The organism is Shewanella japonica (assembly GCF_002075795.1).
GTDB lineage: Bacteria > Pseudomonadota > Gammaproteobacteria > Enterobacterales > Shewanellaceae > Shewanella > Shewanella japonica.
Map to the genome: position 1 here is coordinate 1789505 of NZ_CP020472.1, position 13106 is coordinate 1802610.

Here is a 13106-nt window from a genome sequence, read left to right on the forward strand (position 1 = left end):
GGTCAATATAGTAAAGAATAAGGTTGATACAGTAATGGAAAACAAAAGTTTAAATAAGCATATCTCGGGTCAATTCAACGCCGAACTTGAAGATATTCGTAACCGTGTTTTAGCCATGGGCGGCCTAGTTGAACGCCAACTAGAAGAATCTCTAGATGCACTTGCTTCTTTAGATGCTGAGCTTGCGCAAAAAGTCATTGATGGTGATCACCGTGTTAATGGCATGGAAGTGTCTATTGATGAAGAATGTACTCGTATCATCGCTAAACGCCAACCAGCAGCCAGTGATTTACGTTTGATTATCACAATCACTAAAACCATTACCGATCTTGAACGTATCGGAGATGCCTGTGTTCGTATTGCTAAAGCTGCGTTAGATAAGCGCTTGAACAATCAACAACCATTGCTAGTAAGCATTGAAAACATGGGGCGCCATGCTACTCGTACACTGCATTCAACCTTGGACGCTTTGGCCCGTATGGATGCAGATAATGCATTTGAGTTACACAAAGAAGATGCCAAATTAGATAAAGAGTATGAAGGGATTATTCGTCAATTGATGACCTATATGATGGAAGATCCTCGCTCTATCCCTGGTGTACTAGATGTTCTTTGGGCTGCTCGTGCTGTTGAGCGAGTGGGCGACCGCTGTAAAAACATCTGTGAATACATTATTTACTTCGTTAAAGGTAAAGATGTTCGCCATACTTCATACGAAGATATGGAAAAAGATCTTAACTTATAATAAGTAAGGCAAACTAACTTTGAGTGAGTTCTAGATAACTCATTAATTAATAAGCACCTTTCGAGGTGCTTTTTTATTGCGAAAATCTGAGTTCACTAACCTCGATGTCATCATATTAAGAATGACTAATTTGGACATATTGACCTTTTAAAGAATTTTTGTGTGGGTCAATATGTCTATTGTTTTTGGCTAAACGATTAACATCACAGCATTATTTTGAACTAGTTCACATTATTTTTGTTGGCATTCAAATTGCTATATTTCAGTATCCAATCCCTACGGCAAGATATATGAGATGTAAGACCAATCGTTTTAATAATTTCAACAAAATTTCAGGTGAGTTCAGTGGTGCTTTTGCGGACTTAGGCACTTTTCTTCCTTTAGTGCTTGGGCTTATTGCCCTCAATCAATTTTCCCCCCAAGGTATATTCTTAGGCTTTGGTTGTTTTGCTATTTTTACTGCTTTTTATTATCGAAGACCTATCCCTATCCAACCGATGAAAGTGATAAGCGCGCTAGTGATTGCTGAAGGGTTAACCCCTGGAATGTTGCAAGCATCTGCCATGTTGATGGGGGGGATCCTTCTGATATTGGCTTACAGCGGTATTATTCAGTGGATGGCAAAACAATTGTCGCCTGCCATCAGTATCGGCATTCAACTCGCCATTGGTATTCAGTTGATGTGGATGGGCGGTTTCATGATGAGTGAAACATGGGGCGTAGGCTTATTGGCATTTGGTATTTTGTTTTTAAGTCGGTTTATGCCAATGCAATATTTGGTTATGCCTTTGGTGATTTTTCTAGGCATTCTATGGCAATTATTTAGCCAATCTAGCCCGAACTTTGACTTTACTCAAACCACAGGTTGGCAATTCAGTTGGCCTGAGTCTAATGAGTGGAGTTCAGCTGCATTATTGTTAGTATTACCGCAATTAGCACTCACCTTAACTAACGCTGTCATTGCGATTTCGGCAATGGCTAAAGACAAATTCCCCGAAGACAGTGACAAGTTTACTCCACAAGCTTTTGCAAAAACTTCAGGTTGGTCAAACTTACTCATGGCGCCATTTGGCGGCGCAGCAATGTGCCATGGCGCTGGAGGACTTGCTGTTCAGCATCACTTTGGCGCTAGAACATGGTTAGCACCGGCAATCTTTGGTGGAACGTGTTTATTCATAGCCATTTTTTGGGGACAGGGCATTGCGACTGTTTTATCGTTAATTCCCCTAGCGGTGTTGGGAAGCTTGCTTGCTATTGCTGGAACGCAGCTCGCTTGGTCTAAGCGATTTATCGATGGTAAGCCCTTTTGTATTTTTGTCATTTTTTCAACGGCATTAGCATGTTTGGCAATTAATACAGCTGTAGGGCTGGCAGTGGGCGTTGTACTCGAGTTAGGCCGCAATCAATGGCTGCAACTGAGTGCGTCTAAATAGCAGTATTCGCTCGCTATAACTGTATGTTGATGCAGATTAAAGATGGCTTTGCAGATCTATTCGTGATTTAGCTCACAAAGCCAGCTTTGCTCATTTAGCTATGATGAATATACAGCATGGCTTATGAGCATTGTGTGCTACCATTTTCGTCCTGATTTCTATTTGCGTGGACGTAATGAAAAACACCCTTTCTAGAGGCCTAACTAATCTGTTACCTATGGTACTCAGCCTTTGGTTATTCTGGTCTTTATTTATCTCTTTAGATGGCTTAGGTCATTTCTTGCTTGATATTGTCGAACTGGACAACGCTTTTGTTGGCACAGGTTTCATCCTGGTTGCAGTATTGGTTTTTATCTCGGGGTTATTATTCTCGTTTAGTCCGTTTGCTTGGTTATATTCATGGCTTGAACAGCAATTAATGAAGTTTCCTTTGTTTAAGTCGGTATATGGCAGTATTCGTGATATTGCAGGGTTAATGAAAAGCGATGGTAAGCCAAAAAACCAAAAGACCGTGCTGATTAAACAGGCAAACGGTGGTTATGTTGTTGGTTTTATTATGAACCAAACCGCGCCTAAACCATTAACTGACGCGCTACCAGACGGGGATTGGGTACCGGTTTTATTTCAGCTGAGTTATCAAATGGCTGGTGTTACGAGTTTAGTTAAACGAGAAGATTTAATTGAAGTTGATTGGTCGTTTGAAGATGCTATGCGCTTTAATTTAACCGCTGGAATTTCGGCAAAATCAATCACAGCCACTAACGCTAAAAAGCCCATTAAAGACAGTGCCAAAGACACATTAGTAGACAGTGAGCCTGAGGCTAAAAATAGCGACAATAAGCATTAAGCTAATCTACATGCCAGTCTTAATACGCATTTAATTGTGAGCGGCCTTCAGCAAGGATAAAGCTAATAGCCGCTATTTTCGTCGATGTTTGCATATTAAGTCGCTCAGGGATAAATGGACTGCCCCTGAGTTTGCTGAAAACTCGTCATTAATCCTGTTGCTTAAAGCACGACATCCTCATCACCAAGCACTAACATCTTACAGTCAACTCAAAATGTTAGTCTCAGGGCTTGCTGTTACATTGACTTGCAGAGCAAATTTAATGTTATGGACCTGTGTTTATCTGTATCTTAATCCTGACAGTTGTTAACTGCGGGTAAGCTTTTGCTTAAAGCGTGTGCTGTAAGACAAAAACATCCATTAGATTGTGCTATTGTGAAGGTTAGTTTATAAGTTAATCAAAGCATTAAGTTCGACAAATAGATTTTTGAACGACTTAGCGCTTAGGTTAGCTTAGATATTTTTTCACTCCAAACTAGGAGTATAAATGTTACCTAAGGCTAGTATAAATCCGCCTGTATTTTTTTCGTCTGTCACCCTTATTACTATGATGGTTCTCCTGTGTGCTTTTTGGCCACAGCAATCCGCTGCTTTTTTCCAAACGGTTCAGTCTTGGCTGCAACTTAAAGTTGGTTGGTTTTACATCGTAGGCGTCGCAATTTTTATCATCTTTATCATGTTCGTTATGATGAGCCGTTTTGGTGATATCAAGTTAGGTCCAGATCACGCCGTCCCAGACTATAGTTACAAAAGCTGGATTGCCATGCTGTTTTCTGCAGGTATGGGAATTGGCTTGATGTTCTTTGGTGTGGCTGAGCCTGTGATGCATTTTCTTGCGCCACCTGATACCAGCCCTGAAACCATAGAAGCCGCAAAAGAAGCAATGAAAATTACCTTCTTTCATTGGGGTATTCACGCTTGGGCGATTTATGCCATTGTGGCGTTAAGTTTGGCGTATTTTTCTTATCGACATAAGTTACCACTACTACCTCGCTCTGCGCTTTATCCGTTAATTGGAGAGCGCATATATGGTCCAATCGGCCACGCAGTTGATACATTTGCAGTATTAGGCACTATGTTCGGTGTCGCGACCTCATTAGGCTTTGGTGTGTTGCAAGTCAACTCAGGCTTAAGCTATTTAATTGACGGATTGCCAAACAATATCACTGTCCAAGTGATCTTAATTATTGCCATCACTGGCGTGGCGACTTTATCGGTGTTCTCAGGCTTAGATAAAGGCGTTAAAAGGCTCAGCGAGTTAAACCTAGGGTTAGCTTTGTTACTCTTGGTTGCTGTGCTTTTACTTGGCCCGACAATTGCGTTATTGCAAGCCTTTGTGCAAAACACTGGCGGCTATTTAAGTGATATTGTGGGTAAAACATTTAACTTATATGCCTACGATCAAAAAGAAGATTGGATTGGTGGTTGGACGCTACTTTATTGGGGCTGGTGGATATCATGGTCCCCATTTGTCGGTACCTTTATTGCCAGAGTAAGCCGTGGACGAACCATTCGTGAGTTTTTGATTGGGGTGTTATTTGTTCCTTCAGGGATTACTTTCCTATGGATGACGGCATTTGGTAATACCGCAATCGATGCTGTAATGAATCATGGTGCAACCTATTTGTCGGATGCTGTTTCAAGTGACGTTTCAGTAGCGCTATTTAAGTTCTTTGAACACTTACCATTTTCGAACATCTTATCGATTATTGCCGTGTTCCTAGTGGTGACATTTTTCGTGACGTCGTCAGACTCAGGTTCGTTGGTGATTGATAACCTTACATCTGGTGGCGACAATAGTGCACCAGTATGGCAACGAATTTTTTGGGCTATTTTACAAGGGGTTGTTGCATCAGTACTGCTAATTGCGGGTGGGTTACAAGCATTACAAACTGCGGCAATAGCCAGTGCAATGCCGTTTTTAATTGTCATGCTATTAATGTGTGTCGGTTTGTTTAGAGCCTTACAAGATGATTATTTGAAGATAAACAGTGTCCAATCTCATAATACCAGTGTGCAATTTGCTAAAGCGAATATGAGTTGGAAAGATCGCATTGATGTACTTGTCTCTCAGCCGAGTCATCAAGATGCACAAGAGTTTTTAGATAACATCGCCAAGCCCGGTCTTGACCAAGTGAAGCAAATATTTTTGCAAAAAAATATCGCTGCTGTAATCACCCAAGATGAACAACGTGTCAGGTTGGTTATCGGTAATGAAGATAATGATACTCTGCCATTTGCTTATGGGCTGCGGTTACGTGCGTTTAATATGAATGGTGCGGATGTTGAGTTGTTTGATAGCGAACAAGACTATTATCGTGTTGAAGTGTTTTTAGAGCACGGTGGTCAGCAGTATGATGTTATGGGGTACACCCAAGAGCAAATCATTGCAGATATTGTTAATCAATATGAACGTTATCTACACTATTTACATCTGTCGAACTCTGAATTGGTAACAGAGTAGTCATATTGGCTTTAGCAGTAATGTAAGCTGTATTAAATGCGTTTGTGATAGAAACCATTGCCCCAACGGATAACTGAGATTATCCTTGGGGTAATTTTTTGACAACGATTTAGCGTTAGTCACTCATATTTAATTATCAAAAGTTGGAAACTCGATGTCAGGTACGCAAAGTAAATTAGATAAAGTACTCGCTGAAGCAAGAGAATATAAAGCGAGTCGTGAAAAAGGCTATCGTGAGCAAGCATTGAAATTATACCCTTGGGTATGTGGTCGATGCACTCGAGAGTTCACTCATAAAAATTTGTCTGAATTAACTGTGCACCATGTTGATCATAACCATGATAACAACCCATCAGATGGCTCTAATTGGGAATTATTATGCTTATATTGCCATGATAATGAGCATTCTCGATTTGAGGAGTTAATTCGTTATGGCAGTACGACTGAAGTGAAGCAAGAAGCGGCAACATACAACCCTTTTGCAGATTTAAAATCAATGATGAAAAAGTGATGTTGCGTTAATACGTTAAGCGTCATTCATCTGAATATTAAAAGGTTACCCGTGGGGTAACCTTTTTTATTGCAAGCAGCATGTTGAACTAATCTAATTTCCCTTCGGCAGCCAGCCATTTTTCACGACTGATAGTGTGAAAATTATTGCCTCCTTTCATCACCGCTTTTCGCTCAGGTAATTGCGCCCAAATTTGTTGTTGTCTTTCTTCACTTGCTTTGCCCCAGCCAACAATTTCATTGATATGCCTAAAACATCCCATACAAAAGTCGTCATCATTGAGACCGCATTTAGCGACACAAGGAGAGTGCATATAAACATCCTATACTGAATTAATAAACCTGAATTCTACTGAGTCAAATAGCATTTAGCCCTAGACAGAAAATGTAAAAATAACTAGTCTCGATAATATTTATTTTATATATATCATATAGTTAAATTAACCCTGTAGCTGTGTCACAAGTGTTTCATTTGTAAGGCAAGCTATGGATAACTGTTGGTGTTTGTTTGTTGTTTTGCTGCTTATTTGTGTGGAGAATACCATGAATGCATGGGAAAGTTCAGCCGTTAACCGTTTGGTTCAAGTGTTATTGTTGTTAGTGAGCGTCAACGTATTAACTGGCTGCTCTTTATTAGAGGTTAAGCTTGAAAGTGGCGTAGAGCCCTTGCCTAAAGAGCAAATTAATATGCGTATGTTCAGCCGTGAATATAGCTATAACTTTTATACAGAGGTTGAATCCAGCGCAGATTTAATTGCTAATGACACGGATGATGTGGCAATAAAATCTAATACTCTGATGTGGAAAATTTATTCAGAGCAAAGCCTACAACGCGCGATTTTTCAGGCATCCCCGATTGCAGCTATGATTGATACTTGGGTGTTTACTGAGCAAATGAACCACTATTTTACAACTGGTGCAGGACGCGAGGTTTTTGGGGAGCATCAGCATATTGCTATTGAAGCGAGTCAACGTCTATCGGCTCGATTTGCTAAAACGGCAAAGGGATTTAATGTGAGTAATTTTAAACAGCATCAGAAATTTGTTGAGCAATACGTAGCTAAAAACCCAATCAGTGATTTGACGTTTAGCCGAACCTCAGCTTTTAATGATTGGCTTGAGTTTAGTAATATATCTGAGTTTGAAGCGATAACCACATTCGGCTCTATGCCTGAAGTGATGAGTGACATGTCAGATCGTATGGCGATGACAACCCAACAAATGCCGAAAATTTTGGGCTGGAAAGCCGAACTATATGCGTTACATTCTGATGTTAATGCGGCAGATGTTGAAAAGGCACTGACAGATATCAGTCAAACTACCGTTAAATTTCAAGCATTAATGGAGCAAACCCCTGAGTTAATGACACAGCTTGCCGCTGATATGCGCACGGAACTAAGCCCGCTTATTGAACAGTTAAGTCAAGTGACTGATGATAAGTTAATGCAGTTATCTAAAGAGCGTGCTTCATTGGCGTTAATCATTACTCACGAGCGGGAAGCACTCGTTCAAATGATTGCAGATGAGCGAGCTGCGGCGGTTCAAGATTTAGACGCATTGAGCCATAAAACCGTCGAATTAGTGTTTCAACAGATCACAGAAACCATTAAGAGTGTCATTGTGTATTTCATTTTGTTTTTAATTACAGTATTTTTCGCACCACTCGGTTTAGGTGTTTGGTTGGGTAAACGAATGACGACCAATAAGAACAACTCGGTAGTTAACAATTAACAAGGTGAAATATTGTCTATTGCTAAAGTAAATACATCAGCAACTCATCGTCTAACTTTCAGTGAGCAGTTATCGATTCGAAGCGATTGTTTATTGTTACTTACCCCTTTGTGGCAAGTGCAGGCTTTTGAGTGTGCCGAGTTACCTTGGAAGACACAATTCCCAGAGCTGGCGAAAGCAGTTTGGCAAATTGATGACAGTGAAATTGATACAATAGACGCAGATCAAACTGCTTTAGTTGAGTGTTTATTACCAAGTTTACAGCTTGATTTAGCATCAAATAACTTGAGCATAGATGGCTTATTTGAACTACTCACCAGTAAGGTAAAAGCTCAGGTTGAAGTTAGCGTTAATCAAATGCAAAACAAGGTTGCTGAGCAGGGACTAACTGAAAGCGAGCTTAGTCATTTTAGCGCGCATATCAAAGGGCGCAAATGGCAACAAATTACTGCGTTTGCTCACTTTATTCCTGCGGATGATTTACCCATTCTTGAATGGTGTGCGGGGAAGGGGCATTTAGGGCGGTATTTAGCGAAGAAAAAAGCGACAAAGGTAACCAGCTTAGAATGGCAGCAAAGCTTATGTGAGCAAGGGCAAGCCTTTGCTGATAAATGGCATTTACCCCAAACGTTTACTTGCACTGATGTATTTGAAATAACGAATAGCCCTTTAATTAATAAACAGCATGCGGTTGCGCTGCATGCCTGTGGTGATTTGCATGTAAGGCTGATTGATTTAGCTGTACAGGCGTCGACTCGCGCTATTTCATTCTCGCCTTGTTGTTATCATTTAATCCAAGCAAGTCACTATCAGGCACTATCTGATGTAGCCAAAGACTCGGGGTTAACGTTTTCACGTCATGACTTGCAGTTGCCTTTACAGCAAAGTGTTATTGCTAATCCAAAGCAGCAACTATTACGTCATCAAGAAATAAGCTGGCGCTTGGGGTTTGATTCTTTACAAAGAGACATCACTGGTAGCGGCCGATATTTACCCATTCCCAGCGTAAAACGCAGTCAATTATCCGCAAGCTTTGATGAGTTTTGTCGATGGGCAGCCAATCAAAAAGGCGTTGCACTTAACGGGTCAATTGATTTTGATGACTACCTTATCAAAGGTGAGCACAGACAGGCATTAACGCGTCGCATTGATCTCGTCGCGCACCTATTTCGTCTAATAATAGAGCAGTGGTTATTATTAGATAGAGTGTGCTTTTTAGAACAATATGGTTATCAGGTTGAGATGTTTGAATTCTGTGCAAACAGTATTACACCCAGAAATTGTTTAATTCAGGCTAAAAAGCAGCCATAGCAGACTTCTTTGTTCGAATGGTAGCTTAACTTACTGTTTATTAATCTAAAATTTTTATATTTCAGTATTAATTCTGATTTTTTTGGCTGTTTTTTCTGTTTTCATGTCTCAATGAAGTAGATTTAAATGGCCCGTAAAGTGGTTTTGTATTGAATATTTGGATTTTTCTTGTTCAAATGGCGGGTTAATAACAAATACCAATAAATTCGGTTGCTGATAGCGACCTTAAAGTGAGCGATTGATACGGTTTCATGAAATATTCCCGCGTTTTTATTAATAGTATGGCTTATGAACTTGCACCCCAAGTGGTGTCAAGTCTAGACCTAGAATCTCGCCTTGCGCCGCTTTATCAAAAGTTTCGTATCCCGATGGGGCAATTAGCCGCATTAACCGGTATTAAAGAACGCCGCTGGTGGCCGAAAGGTTATCGTTTATCTGATGGGGCACTTTGTGCTGCCAGAAAAGCGGTCGATGAGACAGGCATTAGTGTTAGCGACTTAGGTGCAGTGGTTTATACCGGCGTATGTCGTGACCAACATGAGCCTGCTACGGCTTGTCGAGTTGCAGCAGAGCTTGGCGTATCAAAAGATACAGCGATTTATGATATTAGTAATGCCTGCTTAGGTGTGCTGTCAGGTATCTTAGATATTGCAAACCGTATTGAGTTAGGCCAAATCAAAGCGGGTATGGTGGTATCGTGTGAATCAGCACGTGACATTGTTGAGGTGACGATTGATAACATGTTGTCAGACCCAACTATGCAAAACTTTGCCCAATCACTTGCCACGCTAACAGGTGGTTCAGGTGCCATTGCCGTCATTTTAACCGATGGAAGCCTGCCGCTTAAAAACACTCGTCAACATCAATTGTTAGGTGCAAGTCATTTATCGGCACCAGAGCATCACGAGCTATGTCAGTGGGGGCTACAGGAGACGAGCCAGAAGCTGTATCGTGAGTTTATGCGAACTGACGCTGTCACATTACTTAAAGAAGGTGTCGACTTAGCTAAACACACTTGGGAGCATTTCTTAACCCAACGTGATTGGTTAGTCGAACAAGTTGATAAAGTGATTTGTCACCAAGTCGGTGCTTCAAATCGTAAGCAAGTATTAAATGCGCTTAATATCCCGCATGAAAAAGAATTCCCTACTTATGAAACCTTAGGCAATATGGGCACCGTTTCACTGCCTGTCACTGCTGCAATTGCCCATGATCAAGGTTTTTTAAAACTTGGCGATCAAGTGAGCTTCCTAGGAATAGGTAGCGGACTCAACTGTATGATGCTTGGCATCAAGTGGTAGTTCGCTAGCTGTGTATTTAGGATTAATAAAAAAAGATTAGGAAGCATCATGTTAGAGAATTTATTACCTTTTGATAGCCATTTCTTAGACCGTAATGGCAATAAATTGCATTATGTCAACGAAGGTCAAGGTGAGCCTGTTGTTATGGTTCACGGTAATCCAAGCTGGAGTTATTATTACCGTAATTTGGTGGGTGCATTAAGCCCAACTCATCAGTGTATAGTGCCTGATCATATCGGTTGTGGTTTGTCTGATAAACCTGACGATCCAGATTATGATTATACGCTTAAAAATCGTATTGATGATTTGGAAGCTTTACTTGATCATCTAGACGTAAAAGACAACATTACCTTGGTTGTTCATGATTGGGGCGGAATGATTGGTATGGGCTATGCTGCTCGTTACCCTGACAGAATTAAGCGTTTAGTATTTTTAAATACAGCGGCTTTCCATTTGCCAGAATCAAAGCCGTTTCCTTGGGCACTTTGGGTATGTCGTGAAACTATTCTCGGTACTTTTTTAGTTCGTGGCTTTAACGCATTTTCTTCAATTGCGTCATACGTAGGTGTTAAACGTAACCCAATGCCAAAAGAAGTAAGAGAAGCCTACGTTGCACCGTTTAATAACTGGAAAAATCGTATTTCGACTTTACGGTTTGTGCAAGATATTCCATTAAAACCAGAAGACAGAAACTATGATTTGGTTTCTAGTATTGCTGATAGCTTACCGCAGTTCTCGAATGTACCGACTTTGATTTGTTGGGGTTTACAGGACTTTGTATTCGACAAGCATTTTCTTGATAAATGGCGCCAACACATGCCTCATGCCCAAGTACGTGAGTTTGATGATTGTGGCCATTATATTTTAGAAGATGCCAGTGAAGATGTGATTGGCTTAATCCAACATTTTATGGCCGAGCAACCTCAATCTTAATCCATAAAATATTGAACGTTGTAGTATCTAAGGGCATTTTAACAATGCCCTTTTTTATTAAAATGAATACTCTATAGGTTTAAGAGATAACTAATACATTAATGAGATACTTCAGTGGTTACAGGTATCCCCAATAAGATGACATCAACATTATGACTTTACCTTCGGCCAATATTTGTCAGCACCTTCAGCATGCAGCTGTTCACTCTCCAACAGAACTTGCCGTTGCCGTGCAAACGGCATCATCGACACTGTCATATCAAGAAATTGATTTTAACCAGCTAAATGCGCAATCCGATGAAATGGCTTATCGCTTAAATGCCAATGGTATTAAAGCTGGAATGAAAGCGGTATTAATGGTGACGCCCAGTATTGATTTTTTTGTACTGACGTTTGCCTTATTCAAAGCAGGAATTATTCCCATTCTGGTTGACCCTGGAATGGGCGTAAAAAACCTAAAACAATGTTTTGAAGAGTCGAAACCTGATGCTTTTATCGGTATTACGAAGGCAAATATTGCAAGGCGCATTCTTGGATGGGGTAAAGGTTCGGTTAAGCAATGCCTCAATGTGGGAGGCAGTCGGATCGCATGCTTTTTGGCAGGGGCGAAGGCGATAGATGACTTACCCCAAAATACGGCCTCTGCACCTTATCCTATTGCTGCATTGGCAAAAGATGCCATGGCGGCGATATTGTTTACCAGTGGTAGCACTGGCACCCCAAAGGGGGTGGTTTATAGTCACGAGATGTTTGAGGCTCAAATTCAAGCATTGAAACATGATTATGGCATTAAGCCTGGTGAGCGAGACCTAGCGACATTTCCGTTATTTTCATTATTTGGTCCAGCTCTTGGAATGGCATCGATTGTGCCAGCTATGGATGCCAGTAAACCGATTACCGCCAATCCTGATTACTTGTTTGCGGCAATTGAAAAATATCAATGCTCAAATATGTTTGTTAACCCAGCTTTGCTGGAGCGATTAGGTGAAGCAGGTGAGAGTAAACAGCATAAATTACCTAGCGTTAAACGCGTAATTTCAGCTGGCGCCCCAGCAACAATAGCTTCGATAAAGCGCTTCAGTCATATGCTGAGTAGCGGTGTTGAAGTGCTAAACTCTTATGGTGCTACCGAGTCGTTACCCATTAGTATGATGCCGAGTTCGGCGTTATTTGAGACCACAGAGGCAACAGATAACGGCTTAGGAATTTGTGTGGGTCACCCGATTAAAGGTGTTGATATTGCGATTATTGATATCACCGAAAACCCGCTTAAACAGTGGGATGATAACTTGATGCTCGATAGCGGTAGCATTGGTGAAATTGTGGTAAAAGGTCCCATGGTGAGTCGCAGTTATTATCATCGTGAAAGTGCAACTGCAATCGCTAAAATCTCAGATGGTGAGCATATTCGTCATAGGATGGGCGATGTTGGCTATCTTGATGAAAAAGGGCAGTTATGGATGTGTGGTCGCAAGGCGCATCGTGTTGACCAAACTGGTACAGATAAAAAACGTTATTTTTCTATTCCCTGTGAAAGAGTATTTAATACCCATCCGCAGGTTAAACGTTCTGCACTTGTTCCTGTCAGCATAAACGGTGAAACTTTGCCTTTGTTGTGTATTGAACTAGATAAAGGCCTCGCCTGTTCGGATAGTAAAATGCTCTATAGTGACCTGCTAGCAATCGCTGAAAAGCATTCTCATACTGTGGGGATCAGTCGATTCCTTATCCATCCTGATTTTCCTGTTGATGTCCGCCATAATGCAAAAATATTTCGCGAAAAGCTGGCAGTTTGGGCACAAGCACAATGGAAGGAAGCGTAAGTGACTCA

At 41.0% G+C, this 13106-nt stretch carries 11 protein-coding genes; 10 read left to right on the forward strand and 1 reads right to left on the reverse strand.

What is annotated here, in order from left to right; genetic code table 11:
- Window positions 1–34: 34 nt before the first annotated feature.
- The 5 genes from phoU (at window position 35) to SJ2017_RS07685 (ending at window position 6000) form a co-directional block, all read left to right on the forward strand.
- Window positions 35–745 carry a phosphate signaling complex protein PhoU gene (gene phoU, locus SJ2017_RS07665; RefSeq protein ID WP_055022995.1) on the forward strand — a complete coding sequence of 237 codons (711 nt, stop codon included), beginning with the start codon at window positions 35–37 and terminating at the stop codon, window positions 743–745.
- 290 nt (window positions 746–1035) lie between these two features.
- The gene (locus SJ2017_RS07670) at window positions 1036–2178 is read left to right on the forward strand and encodes a putative sulfate/molybdate transporter (RefSeq protein ID WP_080915391.1); all 1143 of its coding nucleotides are present in this window, start codon (window positions 1036–1038) and stop codon (window positions 2176–2178) included.
- 175 nt (window positions 2179–2353) lie between these two features.
- Window positions 2354–3025 carry a DUF502 domain-containing protein gene (locus tag SJ2017_RS07675; protein WP_080915392.1) on the forward strand — a complete coding sequence of 224 codons (672 nt, stop codon included), beginning with the start codon at window positions 2354–2356 and terminating at the stop codon, window positions 3023–3025.
- Between the two features lie 487 nt (window positions 3026–3512).
- Window positions 3513–5489, forward strand: coding sequence for a BCCT family transporter (locus SJ2017_RS07680; protein ID WP_080915393.1), 1977 nt, complete (start codon window positions 3513–3515; stop codon window positions 5487–5489).
- Between the two features lie 154 nt (window positions 5490–5643).
- On the forward strand, window positions 5644–6000 hold the full coding sequence (locus SJ2017_RS07685; RefSeq protein ID WP_055022992.1) for a YajD family HNH nuclease: 357 nt from the start codon (window positions 5644–5646) through the stop codon (window positions 5998–6000).
- An 88-nt stretch (window positions 6001–6088) separates the two neighbouring features.
- Here the strand turns inward: SJ2017_RS07685 and SJ2017_RS07690 are convergent, their stop codons facing one another.
- Window positions 6089–6313, reverse strand: a complete 225-nt coding sequence (locus SJ2017_RS07690) for a DUF1289 domain-containing protein (RefSeq protein ID WP_080915394.1) — start codon at window positions 6311–6313, stop codon at window positions 6089–6091.
- Between the two features lie 229 nt (window positions 6314–6542).
- On the opposite strand from SJ2017_RS07690, the gene SJ2017_RS07695 reads away from it, so the two are divergent.
- The 5 genes from SJ2017_RS07695 (at window position 6543) to oleC (ending at window position 13098) form a co-directional block, all read left to right on the forward strand.
- The gene (locus tag SJ2017_RS07695) at window positions 6543–7730 is read left to right on the forward strand and encodes a chemotaxis protein (RefSeq protein ID WP_080915395.1); all 1188 of its coding nucleotides are present in this window, start codon (window positions 6543–6545) and stop codon (window positions 7728–7730) included.
- 12 nt (window positions 7731–7742) lie between these two features.
- Window positions 7743–9041: a methyltransferase gene (locus SJ2017_RS07700; RefSeq protein WP_420876297.1), complete on the forward strand. Its 1299-nt coding sequence runs from the start codon at window positions 7743–7745 to the stop codon at window positions 9039–9041.
- 251 nt (window positions 9042–9292) lie between these two features.
- Window positions 9293–10342 (forward strand): 3-oxoacyl-ACP synthase III, encoded by a 1050-nt coding sequence (locus SJ2017_RS07705; RefSeq protein WP_055022990.1) that lies wholly within the window; start codon window positions 9293–9295, stop codon window positions 10340–10342.
- A 48-nt stretch (window positions 10343–10390) separates the two neighbouring features.
- Complete coding sequence (locus SJ2017_RS07710; RefSeq protein WP_055022989.1) at window positions 10391–11275, forward strand: alpha/beta fold hydrolase; 885 nt, start codon at window positions 10391–10393, stop codon at window positions 11273–11275.
- A 152-nt stretch (window positions 11276–11427) separates the two neighbouring features.
- Entirely contained in the window at window positions 11428–13098 is a 1671-nt protein-coding gene (gene oleC / locus SJ2017_RS07715) for an olefin beta-lactone synthetase (RefSeq protein ID WP_080915396.1), read from the forward strand.
- Window positions 13099–13106 lie beyond the last annotated feature (8 nt).